The sequence below is a fragment of the Alteromonas sp. ABH4_457 genome, assembly GCF_056160625.1.
In genome coordinates this window covers 77,520-103,000 of the sequence record NZ_JBSWXN010000001.1, presented here as the reverse complement: position 1 = coordinate 103,000, position 25,481 = coordinate 77,520, and the positions used below count along the sequence as shown (strand labels likewise).

Annotated in this window: 17 protein-coding genes; 6 read left to right on the top strand and 11 right to left on the bottom strand. The window is 50.0% G+C overall.

Features of this window, described 5'->3' with window-relative positions:
* Positions 1-40: 40 nt before the first annotated feature.
* Positions 41-3,052 carry a TonB-dependent receptor gene (locus tag ACXAGR_RS00400; protein WP_474843322.1) on the bottom strand — a complete coding sequence of 1,004 codons (3,012 nt, stop codon included), beginning with the start codon at positions 3,050-3,052 and terminating at the stop codon, positions 41-43.
* A gap of 543 nt (positions 3,053-3,595) precedes the next feature.
* Between ACXAGR_RS00400 and ACXAGR_RS00395 the strand changes: the two genes are divergently transcribed.
* From ACXAGR_RS00395 to ACXAGR_RS00385, 3 genes are read left to right on the top strand one after another with little or no spacing between them, the layout of a single operon-like run.
* Entirely contained in the window at positions 3,596-4,180 is a 585-nt protein-coding gene (locus tag ACXAGR_RS00395; protein ID WP_474843324.1) for a gluconate 2-dehydrogenase subunit 3 family protein, read from the top strand.
* A 14-nt stretch (positions 4,181-4,194) separates the two neighbouring features.
* Positions 4,195-5,922 carry a GMC oxidoreductase gene (locus ACXAGR_RS00390; protein ID WP_474843326.1) on the top strand — a complete coding sequence of 576 codons (1,728 nt, stop codon included), beginning with the start codon at positions 4,195-4,197 and terminating at the stop codon, positions 5,920-5,922.
* Positions 5,919-6,845 carry a sugar phosphate isomerase/epimerase family protein gene (locus tag ACXAGR_RS00385; protein ID WP_474843328.1) on the top strand — a complete coding sequence of 309 codons (927 nt, stop codon included), beginning with the start codon at positions 5,919-5,921 and terminating at the stop codon, positions 6,843-6,845. Before ACXAGR_RS00390 ends, ACXAGR_RS00385 begins: the two co-directional genes overlap by 4 nt.
* An 86-nt stretch (positions 6,846-6,931) precedes the next feature.
* Here ACXAGR_RS00385 and ACXAGR_RS00380 read toward each other — a convergent pair whose 3' ends face one another.
* A complete protein-coding gene (locus tag ACXAGR_RS00380; RefSeq protein ID WP_474843330.1) occupies positions 6,932-7,585 on the bottom strand; it encodes an SDR family oxidoreductase in 654 nt (217 codons plus the stop codon).
* Between the two features lie 390 nt (positions 7,586-7,975).
* On the opposite strand from ACXAGR_RS00380, the gene ACXAGR_RS00375 reads away from it, so the two are divergent.
* Positions 7,976-9,487 (top strand): acetyl-CoA hydrolase/transferase family protein, encoded by a 1,512-nt coding sequence (locus ACXAGR_RS00375; protein ID WP_474847440.1) that lies wholly within the window; start codon positions 7,976-7,978, stop codon positions 9,485-9,487.
* A gap of 66 nt (positions 9,488-9,553) precedes the next feature.
* Here ACXAGR_RS00375 and ACXAGR_RS00370 read toward each other — a convergent pair whose 3' ends face one another.
* The 3 genes from ACXAGR_RS00370 to ACXAGR_RS00360 all read right to left on the bottom strand — a co-directional run bounded on the left by ACXAGR_RS00370 (position 9,554) and on the right by ACXAGR_RS00360 (position 15,068).
* A complete protein-coding gene (locus ACXAGR_RS00370; protein WP_474847438.1) occupies positions 9,554-10,432 on the bottom strand; it encodes a carboxylesterase family protein in 879 nt (292 codons plus the stop codon).
* Between the two features lie 11 nt (positions 10,433-10,443).
* A complete protein-coding gene (locus ACXAGR_RS00365; RefSeq protein WP_474847436.1) occupies positions 10,444-12,057 on the bottom strand; it encodes a glucoamylase family protein in 1,614 nt (537 codons plus the stop codon).
* A 101-nt stretch (positions 12,058-12,158) separates the two neighbouring features.
* Positions 12,159-15,068 (bottom strand): TonB-dependent receptor domain-containing protein, encoded by a 2,910-nt coding sequence (locus tag ACXAGR_RS00360; RefSeq protein ID WP_474847434.1) that lies wholly within the window; start codon positions 15,066-15,068, stop codon positions 12,159-12,161.
* Between the two features lie 703 nt (positions 15,069-15,771).
* Between ACXAGR_RS00360 and ACXAGR_RS00355 the strand changes: the two genes are divergently transcribed.
* Entirely contained in the window at positions 15,772-16,827 is a 1,056-nt protein-coding gene (locus tag ACXAGR_RS00355; RefSeq protein WP_474843340.1) for a LacI family DNA-binding transcriptional regulator, read from the top strand.
* 40 nt (positions 16,828-16,867) lie between these two features.
* On the opposite strand, the gene ACXAGR_RS00350 is transcribed toward ACXAGR_RS00355, so the two are convergent.
* The 6 genes from ACXAGR_RS00350 to ACXAGR_RS00325 all read right to left on the bottom strand — a co-directional run bounded on the left by ACXAGR_RS00350 (position 16,868) and on the right by ACXAGR_RS00325 (position 24,624).
* Positions 16,868-18,064 carry an MFS transporter gene (locus tag ACXAGR_RS00350; protein ID WP_474847432.1) on the bottom strand — a complete coding sequence of 399 codons (1,197 nt, stop codon included), beginning with the start codon at positions 18,062-18,064 and terminating at the stop codon, positions 16,868-16,870.
* 18 nt (positions 18,065-18,082) lie between these two features.
* Positions 18,083-19,402, bottom strand: coding sequence for a mechanosensitive ion channel family protein (locus ACXAGR_RS00345; RefSeq protein ID WP_119502407.1), 1,320 nt, complete (start codon positions 19,400-19,402; stop codon positions 18,083-18,085).
* An 80-nt stretch (positions 19,403-19,482) separates the two neighbouring features.
* On the bottom strand, positions 19,483-20,967 hold the full coding sequence (locus tag ACXAGR_RS00340; RefSeq protein ID WP_474843344.1) for an AMP-binding protein: 1,485 nt from the start codon (positions 20,965-20,967) through the stop codon (positions 19,483-19,485).
* A 14-nt stretch (positions 20,968-20,981) separates the two neighbouring features.
* Positions 20,982-21,818, bottom strand: coding sequence for a p-hydroxycinnamoyl CoA hydratase/lyase (locus ACXAGR_RS00335; RefSeq protein WP_474843346.1), 837 nt, complete (start codon positions 21,816-21,818; stop codon positions 20,982-20,984).
* Between the two features lie 44 nt (positions 21,819-21,862).
* The gene (locus ACXAGR_RS00330; protein WP_474847430.1) at positions 21,863-23,260 is read right to left on the bottom strand and encodes an aldehyde dehydrogenase; all 1,398 of its coding nucleotides are present in this window, start codon (positions 23,258-23,260) and stop codon (positions 21,863-21,865) included.
* A gap of 26 nt (positions 23,261-23,286) precedes the next feature.
* Positions 23,287-24,624 carry an MFS transporter gene (locus ACXAGR_RS00325; protein ID WP_474847428.1) on the bottom strand — a complete coding sequence of 446 codons (1,338 nt, stop codon included), beginning with the start codon at positions 24,622-24,624 and terminating at the stop codon, positions 23,287-23,289.
* 418 nt (positions 24,625-25,042) lie between these two features.
* On the opposite strand from ACXAGR_RS00325, the gene ACXAGR_RS00320 reads away from it, so the two are divergent.
* On the top strand, positions 25,043-25,459 hold the full coding sequence (locus ACXAGR_RS00320; protein ID WP_474843352.1) for a Dabb family protein: 417 nt from the start codon (positions 25,043-25,045) through the stop codon (positions 25,457-25,459).
* Positions 25,460-25,481: the final 22 nt, after the last annotated feature.

Genomic DNA, 25,481 nt, shown 5'->3' with positions numbered 1-25,481 from the left:
GTACTATTCGTACCCCCGCTTCACGACTTTCTGCTTAAGCTCAGAACTTCGCTCTTACGCCCACGATGTAGCGGGTTTCATAGTAGTTCTGGAAGGCGTACTGATCTTCCCATTGCAGGTAATAATCTTCGTACTCGCCAGTGATGTTCGAGCCCTGCGCATAGACAGAGAAGTTCTCATCAATGTCGTAGCTGGCAGAAATGTCCACATAAGATGTCGGGGCCTGATAAAGGTTCAAAGCTCCCCAACCACCCTGACCGGCTAAGCGTTCGCTGCGGTAGTTGTAAGCAATACGTGCTTCAAAACGGTCGCCCTGATACCAGCCGATAACGTTAAACTGACGCTCAGAGTTGTCGTTAAACATATTCTCTTCGCCGTAAATGTCAGTACCGGAACCTTCACTGGGTGAATAAGTGAAGTTAGTATCCATACCGAAGCTGGCTAACAGAGACTCACCTTCGATGAAGTCACTGAACGCGATTTTCGCACCGATTTCAAAACCTTCCAGCGTACCACCGTCACCCTGAACCAGCGTAGTGATTGGTACGCTGCGACGTACTATTCCGTCGGCATCCGGCATTTCCATGTCTACCGTCTGGTTCACAGTGAAACTGTCAATTTCAACACGGAATAGTGCAGCAGATACCATACTGGCCTGACCGGGATACCATTCTAACGACACGTCGTAGTTAGTCGAGCGCCATGGATCAAGCTGCGGATTACCCGCCAGGCTACCACCGGTCACAATGAACTGACCTTGTGTCGGGCTGCCTTCTACTGAATCTAACGCATTGCTTAACGTTAAACCTTCACCGTACTGATTCAGGTTAAGCGGTGTCATGTTTTCTGAATAAGCAAAACGTGCAATTACATTGTCCGTGATGCTGTAAGACAGGTTCAGAGTTGGTAACACATCAGTATAGTCACGGCTTGAAACCACATCGCCGGTATCAATAGCGGTACCACTGTAAGGCAGGTTATCACCGGCAATGTTCTGCTTCACAGTAAGGTCAGTTTCGATAACACGAATACCCACGTTACCGGTCAGCAAGCCGTCCATGCCTTCGAAGTTTGCCTGCAGGAAGTAGCTTAGCTCAGCCACATCAGCGCTGAAGCTGGAACCGGGAACGATTTGTTTTACCGATTCACCGAAAACGCGGTTATGGAAGGCTTCAGGATCATCGTAATCTGCAGGATCAACCGCCCAGATTGCAGGAATACCGGAAACAGGGCCGAAGTCTGTGACCTGTACCACGTTGTTGTACTGATCAAGAGGAATGCTTTCCAGAGCGGCATAAGGCATGAATTCGCCGTTTACCATCTCGCCGTCTGAACACGCTGGCGCATCAGCATTCAGCAATACGTCTGTCGCTTTCCACTGTGCCATACAGCCGGCGGTTTGTACCGGTGAAAACAGGTGATAACGCTCGTAGTCTGCGCTGCGTTTACCATAGCGGATACCGCCTTCGATGCTGGTCACGTAACCGCTGTCGAACAAATATTTGCCTTTCATGCTAAAGGCGTTGATGTCGCCTTCTGAGTTTTCATTGTTCTCAGAGCTGAAAGCGCCAATGTTGTAGCTGGACAAATTGCCCATGTAATCGGCAATAGTCGCACCGTCGCCCAGGCCGCCGGTCAGTGAACGGTCAAAGCCGCTCCACACAGGGTGCTCACCGGTAGTGTCATAAGTCAGATGCGGATTTTCGCTGTAGCCCATAGCATTAATAGCTTGCAGACAGCCGCCGTCATCGCCCACAACCACATCATCGGGTCCGCACTTGTCAGACGGAACCAGGTTAGTTGTACGACCCAGCGTGGTTGACCCGTTGGTCATATCGCCTTCGTTATAACCGTGACGGTGTTCCTGGGAGGCACGTCCGATAATTGCACGGAACTGACCACTGAATGCGCCGCCGTTATCGTAATCTAATTGCAGGTTAATGTTGGTAGAACTGTTGTTGTACACATCATTCTGAGTGAATGACTTCAGACGTGACGGATACAGCTCAGCCGTTTGCCAGGAATACATTTCGCCGCCATCAATCATTGCACCGGTGGCACGCTCCTGTGTTGGCGTAAACCAGCCGCGGGGGCCCCACTTGTTGGTCGCACTTAAACCGACTTTACGGTTGTATTCTTCCTGCTCGGTATAGAACACATCTGCGGTGAAAACAAAACCTTCACCCAAATCTACCTGCATGGATGTATTCAGACCCAGACGCTCACGTTCAGTGCCCTGATTCCAGGCAGAAAAACCTTGTGAACCTAAGATAACGCGGCCATCACGGCCGTCCACGCCAACTTCCGCAGCACTGGTGCGGTCGGTCCAGCCGGCATCGCCCGGGCTGCCGGTATTGATACCATTATACGAGTTAGCCAGATTCACATTGGCGTAGGTACCGGAGATCATGAAACCCACATCGCCGTTCTGCCAGTTATACAATGCAGATAAATTAGGATCGTTCTTTTTAGTTTCATCGCCACGTTGCATTTCTGCTGCACCGCTGAAGGTAGAGCCTTCTTCAAAATCAAACGGACGATAAGTTTTTAAGTTAACAGTACCGGTGATACCGGCATTGCCCAGATTGGCTGTGGCATTTTTAAATACATCAGCACCACGGAACAGAGGTGACGGGATATCGCTGAAGTTAGGTTGAGTGGATACAACAGAGTTTGCACCAAGATACTGTTCACCGTTCAGCTGAGTTACTACCTGAGGTAATCCCCGGATATTGAGTGAACCACCCTCACCCGCAGTACGGCGAATTTGCACACCGGAAATACGCTGCAAAGAGTCTGAAATTGTTACATCCGGCAGTTTACCGATATCTGTTGCAGCAATAGAGTCTACAACAGTGGCTGCCGTTCGTTTGTTGAAAATGGAAGCTTCCTGAGAGCCCCGGATACCGCTGACGTTAATCACTTCGATATCACTGTCATCAGGTACTTCTGTCTCTTGTGCGAAGGCTGTTACAGGTTGGATGGCCGCTAGTACGCACAATGCCAACACCGAACGTTTCACGCCATGTTTTCCGGCAAATGTCTCTTTCATCTCTGGTCCCTAATTGCGAAAAAATTTTCTTAAAAAGGGTGCAATTTCGTGTCCTCCCGATACCACACCCGTAATGTAACCGTTTTCAGGCAGAGGCAATCTATTACATTAAAACTTACTTTTCAATAACAGCAATTTTACAGCACAACCTAAATTGCAGGCAGTATACTCACGTAATTAACATAATTCAAAAAACCATATAATTCTTAAACTTAACCAAAATCAGTCTTATTAAAAAGGTGGTTTTTCATGCCTCCAAATGGCGGATTAAGCCTGATAAACTTCACGATGAATGGTTTTATTTTTCAGATGAAACCACGGAACGCTATTCAGTTTAAGAAACCGTTATCAGCAACAAAAACCGCACCAAAAACTAATAAACAGCTATTATTCAATAATTTAAAATTAAACCTAACAACAAAACACAGAAATCATTGAAACCGGTTACATAAATACGCTAAGGTACACCGCAAATTGTTAAATCAATTTACACAGCATCACAAAAATAAAACGTTCCGGATACCAGTTGGATTTTCAAGACCCATGATGAATCGAAGACAACTTCTTAAAACACTTACCGCTGTAGGGGGCATTGGCGCAGCATCCCTGCTAAGCGGCAATGCCATCGCTGCCGCTCAACACTTCAGAGGCGATGCCACTGCGGCTTTACCGGCAATATTGAGCGTCAATGCATTAGAAACCCTGCGCCGTATTTGCGCGCTGACTATTCCTCAAACCAGCACACCCGGTGCTGCTGAGGTCATGTGTCACCACTTTATCGATCATCAGTTAAGTGTGGTGTACGGCGAAGAGGAACAGCAGTCAGCTCTCGCACTGCTTGCCAGCATTGATAAGAACGCCACATCCTTTGGCGCTAAACAGTTTTCCCTCTTGAACGAAGCGTCCCAATTGCGCTTGTTAACTGCCCTGGAGAAAGCAGAAGCCCCCTTTTCTGCCGCTCAAAAGGGCACGTTCAAGTTTCTTAAAAGCCTGATCGTGTTTGGTTATTACACATCTCAGCCGGGCGCGACAAAAGAACTGACTTACCTGCCTGTACCCGGGGGTTTTAAAGGCTCAGTGCCTCTCGCCTCTGTGGGCAGCGCTTACAGCTCTAAAGCTTATTACTAGCCGGAAGTACCGAAATGAACAAAGAAATGTATATAGATGAATCTTCAGAAGTTTATGATGCCATCGTAATTGGTTCAGGCGTGACCGGAGGCTGGGCGGCGAAAGAGCTGACCGAAAAAGGCATGAAAACGCTTATGATAGAGCGTGGCCGTGTTGTTGAACACCGCAAAGACTATATCTCAGAAGCCGTACCGCCCTGGGAATATGCCAACCGTACCAAGGTGGCAAAAGAACTTACTGATGAGCAATACAAAATTCAAAAGCAGTGTTACGCCTTCCATGACGGGACAAAACACTTCTTTGGTAACGATAAAGATTATCCTTACAGTACAGAGGAAGGGACGGATTTCAGCTGGATCAGAGCGAATCAGCTGGGGGGTAAATCGTTACTCTGGCACCGTCAGTCATACCGTATGAGTGCCTTCGACTTTGAAGCAAATAAGAAAGATGGCCACGGCAATGACTGGCCCATCCGCTACAAGGATTTAGCGCCCTGGTATGAGTATGTAGAAAGGTTCGTGGGGATCAGCGGGGCTGCGGCCAACCTGCCACAATTGCCGGACAGCGTATTTTTACCGCCGTTTGAAATGACAAAACCCGAGCTGGATTTCACCGCAAAAATGGCGGAAGCGGAGCCGGATAAACCTGTCATCATCAGCCGTTGCGCCCATTTAACCAAGCCGAAGAAAATCCATCTGGAGATGGGTCGTGCACAGTGCATGGCCAGAAACGAATGTCAGAAAGGCTGCTCGCTGGGTGCTTACTTCTCAACACAAAGCGCTACCCTGCCCGCTGCAGCCAGAACAGGTAATCTGTACATTGCGCCAAACAGCGTGGTGGAAAGCCTCATCTATGATGAGAAAACTAATCGCGTGAAGGGTGTACGTGTTATCGACAACGATACCCTGAAACAGCGGGAATATTACGCCAAAGTGGTGTTCTTATGTGCTTCCACTCTGGGGACCACTCAGATCATGCTGAACAGCACATCTAAACAATTCCCCAACGGTATTGCTAACAGCTCCGGCGTACTTGGCCATTATCTGATGGACCACAATTACAATGCACTGGTGACCGCCAGCATTGACGGCTATGAGGAAGAATATTATTCCGGCCGAAGACCGGCATCGCTGTATATTCCTAACTTCCATTATGAACCCCGGCGCTACCACAAAGACTTCAAACGGGGTTATGCGTTAGCTGGCAGTGCATCACGGGCTGACTGGCAATCGATGGGCAGTATGGATGGCTTTGGGAAGTCCTTTAAATCACTGTTACACAATCCTGGCGGCTGGGGAATTGGCCTGCAGGCTCAGGGAGAAATGCTTCCCCGTCACGATAATCAGGTGGCGCTGCACAGTTCCAAAAAAGACAAATGGGGTATTCCCCAGTTAAATATTAACTGCAAGTGGTCAGATAACGAAAATGCCATGATGCAAAGTGCGCTGGAAGTGGCCTCTTCGATGATGGAAAAAGCCGGCTTCAATAATATTGAACAGCGTATTCTGGGTCAGGCGCCGGGCCTGGCTATTCACGAAGTGGGAACAGCCAGAATGGGCCGGGACCCGAAAGATTCTATTTTAAACGGCTATAACCAGGCTCATGACGTACCGAATTTATTTGTGACAGACGGTGCCAGTTTCTGTTCTACTGGCGTGGGAAATCCCTCGTTAACCTTTATGGCAATTACTGCCAGAGCAGTTGATTACGCAGTAAAAGAATTCAAATCAGGACGACTATGATGACTAAAACAATGAAGCGACTCTCTCCTGTCGCTCTGGCTATTGGCCTTGGCGCAACAGCATTGCTGGGTGGTTGCAGTGAACAACCCGCTCAGAACACGCAAACTGCATCTGAACCGGCTGCACAGGTAGCAGCCCCGGAGACAGAACAAGCTTTTGTTGCTCCGCAAATCAGCGTGCAACTGTGGTCGGTAAAAGACGCATTAAAAGACGACTTTAAAGGCACGCTGGAAAAGCTTGCAGCTCTTGGTTTTGACGGTGTTGAATTCGCAGGCGACTTCGGCCCCTACGCAGAAGATCCTGCCGGCTTAAAAGCGTATCTGTCTTCCATTGGTTTAACGGCCAGTGGTGCACACGTACAAACTCCGCAGTTAACGGATAACCTGGAAGACACCGTTGAGTTTTATCAGGCGCTGGGTATTGATGCTCTGATCATTCCCTGGGATGACCGCGCATTTAACGGTGATGATGTTAAAGCATTCGCTGCGGAACTTACTGATTTATCTGAAGCGCTGGCACCTTATGGCATGAAGGTTGGTTTTCATAACCATGCTCAGGAATGGGCTGATTACGGCGATACCAGCTATTTCGACTATATAGCCAGTCATACGCCTGAGTCAGTCATTTTGCAGCAGGATGTGGGCTGGACAGTACACGCTGACAAAGATCCCATTGCTTTCGTTCGTCGCTATCCCGGCAGAACATTAACCACTCACTTTAAATCCGATGTACTGGAAGACAGTGACTTGCTGCCCATTATCGGCAAAGACGACATAAGCTGGTCTGCGATTTACCGTGCAACAGTGTTAGATGGTGGTGCTGAATGGATTGTCATTGAACAGGAAGTCTATCCTGACGGACTTTCTCCTATGGACGCTGTAGCCGCCTCTAAAGCCGGCTTCGACGCCATCATTGCAGAGTAATTAAACGCTGATGCTGTATTCTCTGCACCTGTGCATTGCTGCACAGGTGCAGAGTGCCAGCATAATTTACTACTTAGTATCCGTAATCAGTCCGGAACCAACGCGATGGCTTCCCTGACCGGAGTTTCACCTTCAGTCAGCTCGATAATTTTACGGCTGATCCCCTCGTTTTCGATAATAGCCAGCAACGTTTCAGCCACATCATCTCTTGAAATATCACCATATTTAATGGCGAGTCCGGCATTTACCTTTCCGGTTCCCTCTTCCAGCGTAAGCGTGCCCGGCCGGAGGATGACCCAGTCCAGCTTACTTTGCGCTAAGTAAACATCCGCCAGACGCTTCACCCGCATGTAGTTTTCAAAGGTTTCTGATATATGTTTGCCCCGGCCGGCATCCGGGAATACCGACACAAGAATGAAACGCTTCACACCGGCAGCCTGCGCGGCATCTACCGACTTTTCCAGTCCCTCACCGTCTACGGCATTCGTTAACTCCACACTGGCACCACCGGCACCGGCGGAGAACACCACGGTATCAGCGCCTTTCATTGCTGTAGCTAAGCTGTCGACGCTGGCATCTGTAATGCTAAGAAGACAGGGTTTCCCTCCCAGCCCGGTCAGGCTGTCGCTTTGTTCCGGCTTCCGGTGCATGGCCGTGACCTGATGGTCGGTGTCACTTAACCGCTTCACTAAACGTGAACCCACTTTACCTGCTGCACCAACAATAAATACGTTTGCCATGATTTACTCCTCTTTCAGATTATCGCCCTGCGTATGTCGCTCAGGCTTGCCCGTTTGGAAGAAGGGCAAAAAAATCATAAGTACAAGATTGGTACTCAGCGGAGTGAGGCAAGATCAACCGGTGCGATGAAACGTAGCCCTTTATTAAACATGAGCTGAAATTGTCTTCCAGCTATGCTTCACAAACCCTTACCAGCAAAGGCCTGAAACCGGTTTTTGTTGGTAAAATTGCCCCGTATACAACTGACGTCTTATTCCGTTCCCGTTAATTCGATGTAAAGTCATTGCTGTATTTTTTAGCAGCGGACTTTCTTGTTCAATTGCTGCTTCCCCTCTTCTTTTTACCATCGCATTGGAATCTTTTTTGAAAAGCGATTTACCGGAGTGATCATGTTTTCTGAATCCAGAATTTTGTGTCCGCAATTAAAAAATAAAGTGATGAGTGCTGAACAGGCTGCTGCATTCATCAATGACGGTGACACAGTAGGTATGAGCGGTTTTACCGGCGCCGGTTACCCAAAAGCCCTGCCGGGTGCCCTGGCTAAACGTGCAGAAACACAACGTCAGGCAGGCAATCATTTCCAAATCAATTTGTGGACCGGTGCCTCAACAGCGCCTGAGCTTGATGGTGCGCTGGCAGCCGTGGATGGTATTAACATGCGCTTGCCCTTCCAGTCCGACCCTGTTTGCCGCAAGCAAATCAATAATGGTCAGATGCATTACATCGATATTCACTTATCTGAAGTATCCCAGTACGCCTGGTCAGGCTTTCTGGGCAAACTGGACATTGCGGTTATTGAAGTGACGGCTATTCATGAGGATGGCCGGTTAGTGCCTTCATCTTCAATTGGCAACAATAAAACCTGGATTGAACAGGCTGATAAAATCATTCTGGAAGTGAACAGTGGACAAAGTCTGAAACTGGAAGGCATGCATGATATTTATTACGGCACCGCCTTACCGCCAAACCGCAAGCCCATCATGTTAACCAAAGCCGATGACCGTATCGGCGATGCGTATTTTACTATTCCCCCGGAGAAGATCCTTGCCATCGTAGAAACCTCTGCCCCTGACAGGAACAGTCCATTTACGCCGCCGGACGCCTGCTCAAGACAGATTGCTGACCATATTCTCAATTTTTTCCGCTTTGAAATTCAGAAAGGCCGCTTACCCAAAGAACTGCTGCCATTGCAATCAGGCGTGGGCAACATTCCCAATGCCGTACTGGAAGGCCTGGATACCGGCGGCTATAAAAACCTGACAGCGTACACGGAAGTGATTCAGGACGGCATGCTAAAAATGCTCAAGTCTGGTACGTTATCAGTAGCCTCGGCCACAGCATTTTCACTCAGCCCCACGGCGCTGGACGAGCTGAATAAAAACATGGATTTTTACCGCGAGAAAATCATTCTCCGCCAGCAGGATATCAGTAATCACCCTGAGATCGCCCGCCGTCTGGGCGTCATTGCCATGAACGGCTTGCTGGAAGCAGATATCTACGGGAATGTGAATTCCACTCATGTGATGGGCACCAGAATGATGAATGGTATTGGTGGCTCAGGCGACTTCGCCCGTAACGGATACCTGTCTATTTTTGTCACCCCGTCCACCGCTAAAAACGGCGCAATATCCTCTATCGTGCCTATGGTGTCTCATGTGGATCACACCGAACACGATGTAAAAGTCATTGTTACCGAGCAGGGTCTGGCTGATTTACGGGGCCTGTCACCCCGTCAGCGTGCAAAAGTCATCATCGATAAATGTGCCCATCCGGACTATCGCGACAGACTGCACGACTATTTCGAAAGAGCCTGTGCCAGCGCCCGCGGTATGCATACCCCTCACATTCTCGGCGAAGCCCTGAGCTGGCATGAGAACTACGAACAGTTTGGTAAAATGTAGGTATACCTGAGAAAGCCGGTGATTGACCTGATCACCGGCGGATGTTGAGCCGGACACACCGGCATTTTATTTCTTCTGTGAAAACAACCATGGCAGTAGTCCGGGTTCTGCCAGAGCCGGATCCCAGCTGTTATGATTCACGCCCGGGTAGGTGGTGAATTTGACCGGATTGCCCTGTGCCTTCAGCCCTTCCACCATGCGAATGTTATATTCGGGGATCACCACCTGATCCACATCGCCATGGAATGCCCAGACGGGAAGATCAGAACGGATATTACCGGCAAGTTCAGCATTTGCACCGCCACAAATTATCACTGCGGCAGCGAAGGTGTCAGGCTTTCTGGCTAACAGCTCATAGCTGCCCATGCCCCCCATAGACAATCCCATCAAATACATGCGGGATGTATCCACGAAAGGCTGCTCTGACAACCAGTCAGTTATCGCTATGACGCCTTTAAGCGCGTCGGTGGCCGGCACGTCATTTTCGCCGGTATACGGATAGTCAAAACTAAAGGGTAACTGACTGCGGTCAGCGATGGCAGCGGCCCAGTAATCTTCTGCAGGCGCCTGAGGGAAAATAACGATGGCGGGAAAGTCGCTGCGGTGCTCTGCAAACAATTTACCGCCGTTGTTCAACTGCGCCTGATTGTCGTTGCCACGCTCTCCGGCACCATGCAGAAAAAGCACCACCGGATAGTTTTTTTGCGGATCAAATTGTTCCGGCAACATCATCTGATAAGGTGTTTTTGTGCTTCCGCTGTCAAAAACATTGGCTTCATAATACTGTCGCCAGACTTCCCCGGCGGCGGACTCCTGTGCACTCACATTCTCTGCCGCAGGTTTTTTTGGCGCCTGAACAACAGGCGTATTGTGAGTGGTACACCCTACCAGCAGAACACTCAATGCCACAGCACTGATTGAAAACTTAGCCAATCTTCCCATCATCTTTTTCCCTGTTAGTGTCCAATGGACTGAATGTTCGACTGTACTTTATGGTCGATAGTAAAGCCCAGCTTTTTCAGTCCCCGCTGAACATCTTTATCCTTCATAAAAGTGTTCCACAACAGAGCTGTCCGGTAGTTTTCTATCATACCTACAATAGGCCCCTGATCGATGGCCAGATAGGTATTTCTTACCTGGGTTTCCGGATTGTCTGACACACTTAAATTAATGCCGTCGAAAAAGCCCATCCGGCCAAACATGTGGCGGCCATGGTTACGGTAAAGGTTTTTCAGTACTTTCATCGACTCAGCCGGTGTATACGGCATAGAGGATAAGGCGGCCGTTGGCGAAATAGTGCCGTGATCCCGTTCAGCGCCCGGTGCATGTGCCGTATAACCCACCGGCACCATATCACCGGCTGTCAGCCCCCAGAGATCTTCACCATAGCCCTGCCAGCCAAAGGGATTATCAATACAGTACGCACGGTTTATCAGTGTATGGCGTTTGTTTTGCTCCCAGTAATTCGTGTAGCGATCACGCAAGCCTCTCGGATCCAGCCCCATGAAGCTGTAATGAGCAAAGAACAGAGGGCCCCCCATGTTCACTTTATTACCCAGCGGTAATGTCATACCATAATAGGTTGAGTAGTTTCTGAATTCTTTGACTTCCCAGCCCCCCCAGCCTTCGTGGTAAGGTTCAGCGGAAATAGCATTAGTCGGGGATGACGCAGCAAGAATGTAGACAATCAGCGCCTCATTGTAGCCTTTGATAGGGTGATTCATTTTCCAGCCGTAATTTTTCGACCAGTGCCAGTACAGAATATCTTTGCCCTGTGTATACCATTCCCAGTCCATGTCTTCCCACAATGCAGTAATGCGATTACGTAAACGCTGCTCTTCTTTATCATCGCCGTTGAAATACTGACGGGCAGTCAGCAGACCCTGCATCATAAATGCGGATTCAACAATATCGCCGCCATCATCGTATTTACTGAAGTTAAAAGCATTCAAATCATCTGCGGTATACCAGTGTGCCCACATGCCCTTGAAACGCTCGAACTGTTCCAGGTGGTCTGTCATTTTGTTCAGTCTCGCCACAGCCGCCTTGCGGGTTACCCAACCCCGTTCCGCAGCAGTGATGATGGCAGCAATACCAAACCCTGTACCACCGGTTGTCACGATGTCACCATCCTGGTCCATGAAGGGGATGCGTTCCCGCGCCATGCCACTGGAAGGTTCAGCATGGTCCCAGAAATAGCGGAAAGTATAACGCTGCACCATATCCAGCAGCTCATCATCGGTAAAATCGCGGGTTTTGGCTTCTCCTGACGCCAGTTCTGTTTCTGTATCGCCGTTTACTTCCATAAGCCGGTATTGCAAGGTCAGATTAGTGCCCAGATCACGGACAAAATCCATGGCAAATGCACTGTTCGTTTCCAGTCGCGTGTGCCAGTTCTTGTCGTCCTGCGTTACCTGAACACGATAGCGGGTACCTTCTTCATGCAATGATTCCCAGTTCAGTTCTACGTGACTGTCGTAACCGGTTATCTGCCATCCGGCAGCGAATACGGGCAGATTAAATAAAGTGATAATGGCGAAAATTGCGCCGGAAAAGCGTTTACTGTTCATGCTGTCTGGCCTCTGATTAAGGTCATGTTTTTTATTGATAAAGTCGGGGCAGTCATGCTGCCCCGTTTTGAATTAAAATATCTGATGTTTGCGTTGTTACATCAGAAGCGCCAGCCTGCTGACAGCTTCAACTGACGTTTTCCGCCGTTAGTTGCCGCAGTCATATTCGGCTGCCGGAAGTTACTTTCATCAGGATTCAGATAGAACGTGTTGTAGTTATTTTCGTTAAACAGGTTCTGAACATCAAAACGAATCCAGGCGACGGAGTTCTCACTGATATAATCTGTCGGGAAGTCTTTACTCAGTGCCAGATCAAAGCGTGAATAGTCACTGGCCGGTGGCTCTGCCCGGCGGAAAGCACACTGGTCATTTTCATCACACAGGGTGTATTGATAAATAGTTTCAGAAGACCAGGTGTATTTGGCAGTGAGCGCCACATTCCAGGGTAAGTCGTAAGAACCGGTAAGCACAACCCGGTGATCAGGCACGCCTACAGACTTGTTCCAGCCGTAATCGCTGACTGACTCATAGTCAAAAGCATAGACTTCACTGTAAACACGGTTTTCTTCCGCATCAGTGAAGGTGTAAGCGATGTTCACGCCCCAGCCGTCTTTATGAGAACGGTTCAGTTTAAAGTAGAGGTTATTCGCGCGGGTTTCACCGTCGTTAGTTCCGATGATCAGACTGCCCCAGCCCGGAATACCGTATCCCCAGGGTGAGCCCCAGTTGGTGCCGGGTTGAAAAAATTCGCCGTCTGGCAAGCGGTTGCCCAGCAGCCAGTTAAAGCCATTTTTACTCACCGTTCTGGCAATACTGATTTCTGAGTTCCAGTCACCGAACACACTGCGTACACCTAAACTCATTTGATCGGAGTACGGCATCTTTAAATCGTTAGGCAACAGATGACGGCTGCCCCTCACCTCTGTGCTGCTGATTAAAGAATCCAGCCCAGCCTGCGTGAGATAAACCGGGTCCCATGCCACACAATTTGACGATGAAGCATCACACTGATTAGCACTGTCACCCTGAAAGAAGTATTCCGCCGTAGCAAACGAACCGGAGCTTTGTTCCAGCTGCATAAAATCGAACTGATTACGATCATAGGAACGGCCATAGCCACCGAACAGCATATGGTTACGGTCTTCGTCCATCACATAACTGAAACCGAGACGGGGCTGCCATGCACCGGTGAAGTATTCTCTCTCGCTGCCGGTACTGATGTAATTTTCAATATCAAAATTGGCGTTCTGAATGTTCTCCCAACCCCTTAAGGCATCGACTAATTCATCCGGCGTCTGATAGTCTTTGTAGCTTGGGGTTTCTTCGTAATCCCAGCGGATCCCGATGTTCAGCGTTAACCTGTCAGTAACTTCCCAGTCATCCTGAATATAAATACCGAACTGACGGTTTTTCGCTTCTACAGCACCGCCCACTGAATCGTCTGCCGGGATCCCCCACTGCACGCGATAGGGCTGCACGATGTCGAAGCTGCCCTGACTATTGAATTCAACGTTGTAGTAATACTGCGGATTAATTGGCTGTTGCTGTATGGTGCGTAATTCGATGTCTTTGTATTTAAAGCCGGCTTTAATCACGTGATAACCGTGCCAGTCCAGATCAAGCCAGGTGAAATCGTTTTGGATCCCCCACCCTTTCTGACCTTTTTCCTGATAGTCCTGCCCGCCGCCGACGTTGATGATCGACTGCTGCGCTGCGGTCACTAAACGCATGCCGGGTTCATCAGTGAAAGCACGGGGGTTCCAGGCAGCATCTTCATAAGTCAGTCGGAATTCGTTCTGCCAGGCATCTGCTGTGTAGGTATATTTCATGTGATAACGGTGGTCCTTTACCTCGCGGTCAACACCGTATTCATAGGCATTGGCGCCGCCAAATCCGGATACATCACTTTCATCCCGTAATTTCACGGACAATTCCAGCGCCTGGTCAGCATTGATCATCCAGTCAATTTTGCCGAAAAACAGATCTTCCTCAAAATCAGAAGCAAAACGGCCGATCTGAGATGCGTATTCATCAGGCAAAGTGACAAAGTTAACCCCTTCTCCACCGATCACATCCTGAGGCTGGGCAATGGTTTTCTTCTCGTAAGATGCTAAAAAGTGCAACTGATCTCTGATAATGGGGCCGGCAAAGGTTGCACCGGCGTGACGGATGAGTGAGCGGGTTTTCCCCTGCGTTTCGTTTGGTTCAGCCTCACGGAGTCCTTCATCGGTGTAGTCGACAAAGAAATCACCTTCAAATTCGTTAGTGCCCGAACGGGTGACGGCGGTAATGGCTGTACTGCCGACCTGGTCATACTCGGCTTTGTAGTTTTGCGTAATCACCTTGTATTCGCCAATGGCACTTTGCGGGAACGGATTTCCCCGGCTGGAGTCCTGACCGGTGACACCGCCTTTAAGGACATAATCTTTCTGGCTCACCCCATCAAGAAACACGTTAACACTGCGCTGATGCTGAGCCCCGCCGCGCAGACTCACGCTGCCGTCTGACGAGGTATTTACCTGCACGCCAGGGGCAAGATCGGCAAAGGCCAGAAAGTTACGGTTATTCTGTGGCAGGCGCATCATCATTTCAGGGGTGATATTGGTGCCGATTTCTCCTCCGGAGAATGCCTCAATGCGGGTACCGGACACCGTGATGACTTCCATATTGTCATCTCCGCTGGCTGCCACATCAAAATTCAGTCGCGCTGTCTGCCCTACGCGAAGAGTGATTTCTTCAACATCACCGTCCACGATAACCTGATAAGTACCGGGTTTCAGACCAACAAACACATAGGAGCCGTCTTCACGGGTAGTGGTTTCACTGACATATCCCCGTTTGGTATCACGGGCCATGACCTTCTTGCCGGCCAACGATTCGGTGGTGCTCTCTACTTTACCCCGCAGAGTGGCACCTTCAATCTGTGCCAGTGCCGGAAAACTGCTGATCCCCGCTGAAGCGATGGCAATAGTCAGGGCGCTGCGCTTCAGCCAGTGTGGTGTCTTCTTCATTGTGTCTCTCCATAAAATAGTGGCCGGCTTCATATCCACGATCCATCTGTTATGACCTGTTGCCGGTAACGCTCACTGAGCGGAGGATCTCTGTCCATTTTTGCTCAGCCTGGTCATGTCACTGTCGATACGCTTTCCCTGATTGCACAACTACCACTCTATGGAAACCGATTTCATCAACAAACCAATAAAACGCCGGATAGATCCAATGAAAACCAGGTGAAAAGGATACGATCCGGCGTCTGGGATCCAAATCTACATTAGCCTTTAGTCTAAAGTCAAATACAAAAAATTAACAAATCCGGTTCACTAAAATAACCTAAAAACCCGATTTAAATATTAAAATACATAAACTTACATAAATATGACCTTTACAAAAATGTTAATACGGATGAGGTAATAGAGAGGTCCATAAAACAGACAGGTTGGAAGGAAAAGACAGGCGGCCACTAAGCATTTCCGGAGAGTGCGGATATCATGACATAGTGTGATAAAGCAGAGAATTCAAAGCAAACTATTGATTTACATTAATTTAAAGAATTAAAAAACAAATAATGAAACCGATTTCCATTACTTTTATTGCCTTTACTGTCCCGAACTGCCAAACTCACTGAAAAATATTACGTGCTGAAATACACAAAAGCTCAGTATCAGCCGGTTTTTCCTTATCCCGACAACCCGCAGAACAAAGAGGATCAGGCTCATGAATAAACGTTTGCCGGCCCTGTCGAAAAGTGGCCATAAAGAACTGGCAATGAGTGATATCGCCAGCAAAGCCGGCGTCTGCAAAGCGACGGTGTCACGGGCATTAAATACACCGGAGCGTGTAAGTGAAGCCACCCGTAATAAGGTGCTCGCCGTCGTCTCGGAAATGGGTTACACACCGAACAAACTGGCTGCCGGATTGCGTCAGGGAAAGTCGCGCAATATCGCCATTATGCTGCCGGATATTACCAATCCCTATTTTTCTCCGGTTATCCGCAGTATCGAGAACGTTGCTCACCGGCGGGGTTATTCAGTGATCCTGAACGATACGCAGGACAACCCGGTACTGGAAAAAACCTTCGCAGGTATGGTGAAGACCCGTCAGGTGGACGGCATCATCACGAATTCCAGCCGTATCCCCTTCGACATAGACCCGTCATTGCCCGTGGAAGAACAACTTCCTCCGCTGGTAAACGCATCTGAATTTACTGAAATTGGCGGGATCCCTAAGGTAGGCGTAGACAATTACCGTATCGGCGTAGAAGCCACGGAACACTTACTCCGGCTGGGTCACCGTCAGATCGGGATCATTGCCGGCCCTGATTCTATTAACAGTTCCCGTTTGAGAGAAACCGGCTTTCGTGATGCGATGAAGCAGGCCGGCATTCCGGTTGACGGGCGCCTGCTGTACCACGGTGATTTTTCCAGTCAGTCGGGGGTCGAAGGCGTACACCGTCTGATGCAGCAGCGCAACCGGCCTACCGCCATTTTCTGCTTCGGAGATCTCGCCGCCATCGGCGCAATGCATGCTTTAAGGGAACTGGAATATTGCATACCCGACGATGTATCCATTATCAGTGTAGACGGTATTGCTTTAGGCGAATATTGCGCGCCGCCGCTTACGACCATTGCCCAGCCAATGGAAGAAATTGGCGAAAAGATTGCTCATATTCTGCTGGATTTAATTGACGGTAACAGGCCGGCAGAACTGATGAATATTCTGCCCCATAAGCTGATAGTGAGGAAAAGTACCGGTCCTGTACCGCAACCCTGAAATTATTGCTGTCAGCGCCTGGCCGGTTGTGCAAAGCAACTTATACCTGCTGAACTTTACCTGCCGGCGCAAGGCGGTTTGCAGTGAGAAACAGCAGTGCAATTACCGCTGCACCGGCCGCGACAGCGGCACTGAAATAGAAACTTGCTACCGGAGATATGGCCCAGATTTGTCCGCCGGCAGCAACGCCCGCAGCCTGTCCGCCACCGATACATACAGCACAGTATAATGCCTGCGCTTTGCCTTCATGGGCAGTGTGCACGCATTGCTTGAACAGCAGCACCGCCACCGTATGAACTGCACTGAAAGACACGCCGTGGAGTAACTGCAACAAAGTCAGCTCTGCAACATTGCCTGCCTGCATCCCTGTTCCCAACCAGCGAAAGGCTGTCAGACACAGGCTCACCAGCAAAATGAACCGTAAACTGAAGCGGCGCATAACCCAGGGCATAGCGGCAAACATCAGTAATTCAGACGCAACAGCGACAGTCCACAGATTGCCGGTAACGGCCGCACTGATACCTTCCTGCTTGAGAAACAGACTGTAATAGCCGTAATAGCTGCCATGACTGAAGTTCACCAGAAAGAACACCACCAGCAACAACCACAGCACCGGATTTTGCCAAATCCCGCCGGGCTGTTCCAGATTGCCGTCCGGTTGTTCCTTTACAGGCTGGTCGCGATTGACCAACGTCATCAACCATAATGTGAACAGCAAGCCGGCGACAATGTAAGGCAACAATGCCACAGAATAAAGATTGATGATCTGTCCGGTAAGCCACACAGCGCTTAAGAAACCGAAGGAACCCCACAGTCTTATTCTGCCGTAACGGTGAGAATCTTTTCCCAGGTGATTCAGCGTGATAATTTCGAACTGGGCATTCAGTCCCTGCCAGCAGAACGCACTGGCACATACTGCCAGAACCAGCGCCCAGTAATGTTCAAAAAAGGCAAACACACACAGAAAAATCAGCGCTGCCGCTAAATTTCCGGCACGGATAACACGCAGGCGGGAAGATGCGCGGTCACACACCTCGCCCCACACGTAGGGAGCAATGAGGGTTGTCACCATCTGCAGTGCGGTGAGCTGTCCGGTCTGCCAGGCGCTGTAGCCCATCGACTCCATAAACAGCATCCAGTAAGGCAGCATTGTGCCGAGTACCGCACAGACAAAAAAATAAACCCCGGACAGCCGCCAGTAAGGCACGGCCGGTTCGGGGTTTCTGCTGGTAAACATCCTTGTTCAGACTCAGTGCTACGGGGTAGTGTTACTGAGCTTAATAGCGTCTTCGTTGATAACCCGCACTTCACGCTGCGGGAACGGGATCTCAATATCGTGTTCGCGGAGGGTTTCAAATACCATCAGCAGCAAGTCGCCGCCCACGCGGTTCTGACCGTCATCCACACCTTCCATCCAGAACTCAACGAACATGTTTACGCCGGAGTCACCAAAGCTGTCGATTTCACAATCCGGCCGGTATTCAATCTCCACATCATCGCCGCTGATCACCTGAGGATGTTCACTCACCGCATCTTTAATGATTTCAACCATTGAGCGGATATCCGTTCTGTAAGCAACAGAGAAATCAATCCGGTAACGTTGTTTTGAATCTTTGTGTGTCCAGTTTACCAGCAACGAGTTGATGAACTTCTCGTTAGGCACCAGGATATCTTTACCGTCGTAAGTCTCCAGCACCGCATAACGCATTTTAAATTCACGGACAAACCCTTTGCTGCCGTCGTCCAGTTCAACGTAGTCACCGACAGTTAAAGAACGGTCGAGCAGGATAATAATACCGGAGATAAAGTTCGACGCGATGGACTGCAAACCAAGACCAAGACCCACACCCACAGCACCACCAAATACGGCCAGCGCAGTCAGGTTAATTCCCATGATATTAAGCAGCAACAGGAAGATAACGCAGAACAGCGCCACTTCGAACAGCTTGGCGAACACTTCTTTGGTGGTGACATCCAGCTTCTTATGGTTGCGGATAATATCCTTACCCATGGAGTTTGAAGCACGGCCAAGCCAGAACAGTAAAATACCGAAAATCAGCACACGGGCGATACCGTAAGCTGATACATCAACGTTACCCACGCTGAAAGAAACGGTTTGCAGTGCGCCGATAACTTTAGGCAGCACATCAATCAGATGAAGGAAAACTATGGGGATCCCCACCCAGCGCAGAAACGCCGCAATCCCTTTATTGGAGACGAACTCACGGATGCAGGAATGAATGAAGATCAGCACAGCGATAACCACTGCGATTTCCAGCAGCCATGCATCCAGCTGATATTGTTTGCCCAGTACCGAAGTCAGTTTCAGTAAGGTGATAGTAATAATAGGAAATAATGTGCCGCCGAGACGATACACAAACATTTGCAGTGAGTGTGCGCCTTCTTTCGGCTCCTGCCGTGTCAGCACAAACAAACTGCGGATCTTCCTTGATACCAGCCATCCCACCAAATAAATCGCCAGCAACGCAGCAACCTGATACAGGAAACCGGGGCTTACCACCGCTTCCTGTACGTGCTGAAACTGACTTTGTAACTCTGCAACAAAATTTTCCATCAATAAACCTGTTTGAGGATTTTTAACGGGCTTGTTGTATCGTCATTTACCGGTGTGGTAAAGCTTTTCCTTATATTATTTCAATGTTCTGCGACCAGTGCTCTGAGTTCTGATTTAAGAATGTTCTTCCTGACCTTTCCGGCACCTGTACGGGGTAATGCGTCCAGCAACCGGACATGTTTGGGTAGTTTATAACGGGCCAGCCCTTTTTCCATTTCCCTTAATAAGCCTTCCTTATCGAAGGATTCATGACTCACCGACGGCACCACAAACAGACAACCGGATTCTCCCCACTTTTCGTCCGGTACACCTATCAGCGCACATTCCAGTATTTGCGGGAAACGCAGTGCTACAGCCTCAACTTCAGCGGGATACACGTTCTCGCCGCCGGAGATGAACATATCTTTGATGCGATCCACAATCCGGATATAGCCGTCCTCGTCGCTCACGCCAATATCACCGGTCTGAAACCAGCCGTCAGGTGTGAAACTGCGTTCATAAGCGCGGTGGTTCTTCCATACATCCACAAACAGGTTCGCACCCTTGATCTGTATTTCACCGGCTTCACCAAATGCCACCGGCTGATTACCCGGCCCGGTCAGCCGCACATCGATACGGTGTGTAGGTAAACCGACGTAACCGGCTTTCTGATCGATAATACGCATATCAAAACTCATCCCGAGCACGGTGCCGGCTTCACTCATGCCATACCCGTCCACGATGGGGATGCCGTCATTTAACCATGCTTTGATCTGTACTTCCGGATGAGGCGCACCACCGGTCAGCAGCGCTTTCAGTCCTGTCATTTTTGACGCATCAAAATGTGCCAGTTGACGAAGGGCATTGGCCATTTGGGGTACACAGAAATAATGACTGACCGCCAGCTCAGGATCACACAACCGGTCAAAGGTACGTGCCGGCTCGAATCCGTCAGAAATGATTAACCGCCCACCGAAGTAAAGCGCAGGACGCACACAGGAAATCAGGCCGATGACATGGAACATAGGTGTTTCGCACAAAAAGGTACTGTGTTCATCCACATGCCCCAGCAGCGCCATATTCTGCGTGGTTTCCATAATGGTTTGTTCGGTATGTACAATACCTTTCGGTAACCCTGTTGTGCCTGATGTGTACAGGATAAGCGAAGGTGCGGCTGCGTTCTCGTTACTGATAACAGAGGGTGTCAGTTCGCTGACCAGATCAGGCAATGTGGAAAGCGCTACATAGGGCAAACCGGCACGGTCAGCCTCTTTATCGCCACATACCAGCGAAGGCTCGCAATCATCCAGTAATTGCATCAGTTCTTCCTGAGACAAACGCCAGTTCAGAGGCACAAATAATACCCCTGCCCGTCCGCAAGCCAGATGCAGCGCCACGGTTTCAGCAGAATTTCTCGCCAGACAAACCAGCCTGTCACCCTTATGCACACCTTGTTGTGACAACCAGGTCACCAGGCGGGAAACAAAACCGTCCCACGCCTCATATGTCCAGCGACGCTGCGAGGTAATGTCGTATACCGCTTCGTCTCCGGGACGCAGACGGGCCTGAAAAGAGAGAAAATCCATGCTGCTCACTCCGCTTACTTCTGCTGACTCTTATCGTATGCACCCAGACCCGGCTTATAGGTCTTGTCATCAATAAACTGCTTGATGCCTTCTTTGCGGCCATCGTTATCGAAGCTGTTTGCTGCTTCCTGCGCACGTACCAGATAGTCTTCCGCATTGTCGTAAGTCATTTCTTTCACGCGGCGGATGGCATCTTTTGTGGCTTTCAGGGCGACCGGATTTTTGCCTTTCAGCACATCACATACCGTCTGTACGCGGGCTTTCAGCTCACTCAGCGGTACCGCTTCGTTAACCAGTCCCCACTCAGCCGCAGTTTTACCGTCAATGTTCTCACCCATCATGGCGTGGTACATAGCTTTACGCAGTGGCAGCAAATCAGCCACGACCTTACTGGCACCGCCGCCCGGCAAAATACCCCAGTTAATTTCACTCAAACCGAATGTGGCTTCTTCGGCCGCAAATGCGAGATCACAGCCGAATAACGGGCCATACGCACCGCCAAAACACCAGCCATTGATCATGGCAACCGTTGGCTTGTGGTACCAGCGCAGACGGCGCCACCAGCCGTAAGCTTCTGACTGCGCCCTGCGTGTTGCGCCCAGGCCTTTCGCTTCGTTTTCTCGGAAATATTCTTTTAAATCCATGCCCGCACTCCAGGAAGTGCCTTCCCCTGTCAGCACCAGTACGGCTACATCGTCGCTGTACTCCAGCTCATCCAGTACCCGCATCATCTGGCGGTTCAGCGCCGGATTCATGCAATTGCGTTTTTCCGGACGGTTCAGGGCAACCCACGCCACCCCGTTTTCGATTGTCACCGCTACGGTGTTTGCTTCCTGATTTTCTGTACTCACAATCATTCCTTACTCAAAACGATAAAATTCAATACTTTAAAAAATTAAATGGGATAGTGGCCGGGTTCAGTTTCCACAGTGATCCAGCGCAGTTCTGTAAACTGGTCGATACCGGCTTTGCCGCCAAAGCGTCCATAACCAGAGGCTCCCACACCGCCGAAGGGCATTTGCGCCTCATCGTGCACAGTAGGGCCATTCACGTGGCAGATACCTGACCGAATTTTTCCGGCGACCTTCATGCCCCGTGCCGCATCGCGGGTAAATACCGCCGCACTCAGTCCGTACTCAGAATCGTTGGCAATTCGCACCGCATCCGCTTCGTCTTTTGCACGGATCATCGCCACCACCGGGCCGAAGCTTTCTTCACTGTAAATCGCCATGTCCGCGGTGACTTTATCCAGCACCGTAGCCGGCATTAGCACCGATGTAGCTTTACCGCCGGTAAGGATCACAGCACCTTTGCTGACCGCGTCGTCAATCAGCCCGTTGACCTTTTCAACAGTTTTCTGGTCAATCACCGCACCCAACGGGGTGTTCCCTTCACGGGGATCGCCGGTTTTCATGGTGGATACTTTCGCTGCCAGCTTGTCGGCAAAAGCATCAGCCACCGCATCTACCACAACCAGACGCTCGGTAGACATACAGATCTGGCCCTGATTCATAAACGCGCCGAAGGAGGCCGCTTTCACCGCTTCGTCAAGATCAGCATCGTCCAGTACCAGCATAGGGGCTTTACCACCCAGCTCCAGCAAGCAGGGCTTCAGATGTTCTGCTGCCCGTTTTGCGATAATGCGGCCCACGGCGGTTGAGCCGGTGAAGTTAATGCGTTTTACCGGTTTGGCATCAATCAGCGCGCCCACAACATCTGCGGCATCTTCCGGCGCATTGGTGACGATATTTACTGTATTTTCAGGGAATCCGGCTTCTGCCAGCGCTTCGATGATCAGCGAATGAGTGCGCGGGCACACTTCCGATGCTTTTAAGATCACTGCATTGCCGCAGGCAAGTGCCGTGGAAATGGCGCGAACACCCAGAATAATTGGCGCATTCCAGGGGGCAATCCCCAGAATGACACCAACCGGAACACGCTGAGCCATAGCAACACAGCCAGGTTTGTCAGACGGGATAACTTCACCGCTGATTTGTGTAGTCAGTGAGGCGGCTTCACGCAGCATGGAAGTTGCTAACATCAGGTTGAACATAGCCCAGCCTGCAGTGGCGCCCGTTTCTTCCATCATGGCTTTGACGAAATCGTCTTTCTTACCTTCAAGGGCAATGGCAGCCTGAGACAGGATGGCACGGCGCTGGTTAGGGCCAAAACCGGACCAGATTTCAAAGCCTTGCTGTGCTTTTTCGGCAACAGCCTGCATGTGTGCACCTTTCATTGCCGGTGCCTCACTGGCAATTTCGCCGGTGAGCGGGTTTAAGCGGGTAAAGTTCATCAACACTCCGTTTTCCGGTGGATTAGTTATTTTGTGACGGCAGACAAAGTAGAATGCGTTGCTGCTCCCCGTCCGCCCTGTTTATTGTTTAAGAAATAAATCGCCAGTGTGGCTACCAGCGCGCCGGTGCCCATGGCAATGGCAACACCCTGCAGGCTGACACCATTTGTGAAAAGTAATCCGGCAACCACCGGGCTCAGTGCCGCACCACCGCGGCCGATACCAATGACCACGCCTGTGCCGCTTGCCCGCACGTTCGCCGGGAACGCCTGTGCCATTAGTCCGTACAGCCCTACAACACCGGCATTAGTGAAAAACCCTGTGGCTGCGGAAACCAGCGCCAGCGTGCTTAAATCGCTGTAACCAATGCCAAAAACCGACACCATCACGAAAGCCAGAATAAGTACCGGTATCATGGTGAGGCGTAAATTCAGCTTGCTGGTTAGCAGTCCCAGTAAGATGGCACCAACCGCACCGCCCAGGTTTGCCCACACCAGCACCTGACCGGCCTGTGCAGCACCAAAGCCCATGTCCACCACAATTTTCGGGATCCATTTTAGAATGAAGTAGAACGTCATGATTTGTGCAAAGTATGCCACCATTAACAGCAGCGTGAGCTTGCGCATTTCAGGCGAAAACAGTGTGCTGTAACTGGATTTTTTGGCTGATACTGCCGGCGCAGGCAATGCATCCAGCAGAGGCTTTTTCATACGCGCAAGCATATGATTAACCTTGTCCAGCGTTTTTTCTTTCGGATGGTTAACCATGTACAGCAGAGATTCAGGCAGCCAGAACGCCACCACCAGCATGAACAGACCGGTAATGCTGCCGCCGAAAATAAATACGGCACGCCAGGTGTGGGTTTCCAGCAACATTGACGCAATACTTCCGCCAAGCACTGCGCCGATGGGATAGCCGGTGGCCATGATAATGACGCAAAGGTTACGGCTTTTCTTATTCGCAAATTCCGATACCATGGCGTTTGTAGAAGCCAGCATTCCGCCAATTCCCAAACCGGTAATGAAGCGGATGATCAACAGTGTCATCACGCTATCGACGAACGCTGCACCAAACATACCAGCGGTCATCAGTACCAGACAAAACTGAATCGTAGGTTTGCGGCCAAACTTATCGGCAATGCCGCCCAGAAAAATAGAACCGAAGGCCATACCCACCAGCTCCATGGCCAGCACCACACCCAGCTCGGCGCGGTTAATCCCCCACTCTGCCGCAATTCCCGGCGAAGCAAAGCTGATAGCCAGAACATCAAAGCCATCCAGCGCATTAAGAGAGATACAAATGATAATTGCCACCCATTGCACAGGGCTCAGTTTGGAATCATCAAGAATTGCAGTTAAAGACATAGTGACCATCCTCTAAGTCACATACGCAAAAAGAAAACAAGGTGTCAGGCGTAAATGACTTGTGTAATCGTTAAACACGATATTAACAATTAAACACATTCTGAGAATGGCATAAAGTGACTAATTACTTTGCAAAAAGTGACGCTATATATTTTATGCAAAGAATTTTAAAATTTGCTGTCAGCCAGAAGCTGTTGTTAAGGTCCTTTGCGGACTGCCCGGTGGAGACCCGGAAGGCTCAAGCGGAACCGGTGAAGCCATGATACGATACGGGCGTATCAGCGGCAGCCAGTGTCATCTTACACTTGTCGCTGTAAACCTGACTTCTGTCTGCTTCGTGAGCACAGTATGATTGCATAGCATGATTGTCGCCTTTACACTCAGTGACACTTTGCCTGAAAATTTACAAGGATTATCAATGACGGACTCTTCCCGCAGACAATTTATGACCACCGCCGGAGCATTGGCAGCCGCCGCGGCCCTGCCCGCTTCTGCGCAAGCTGCCTCATCAAACTGCTCGCTGGATGCGCCCGTACTCCACATAGTGTATTTCTGGCTGGCAAATCCGGACTCAGCGGAAGATAAAGCGATACTGATTAAAGGTTTGAAATCTCTTCAGGCTATTCCTCAGGTTCAGGCGCTGCACGTAGGTGTACCGGCCTCAACCCTGAAGCGGGATGTGATTGACAATAGTTTTCACGTGTCTGAATTAATGATATTCAACTCTGTAGAAGATCAGGATGCGTATCAAACCCACCCGGTTCACCTGAAGTTCGTAGAAGAATGCTCGCACTTGTGGGAACGTGTTGTGGTTCATGACTCATTGTCAGCCTGACTTGAGCCTGACCGCTGCCGGC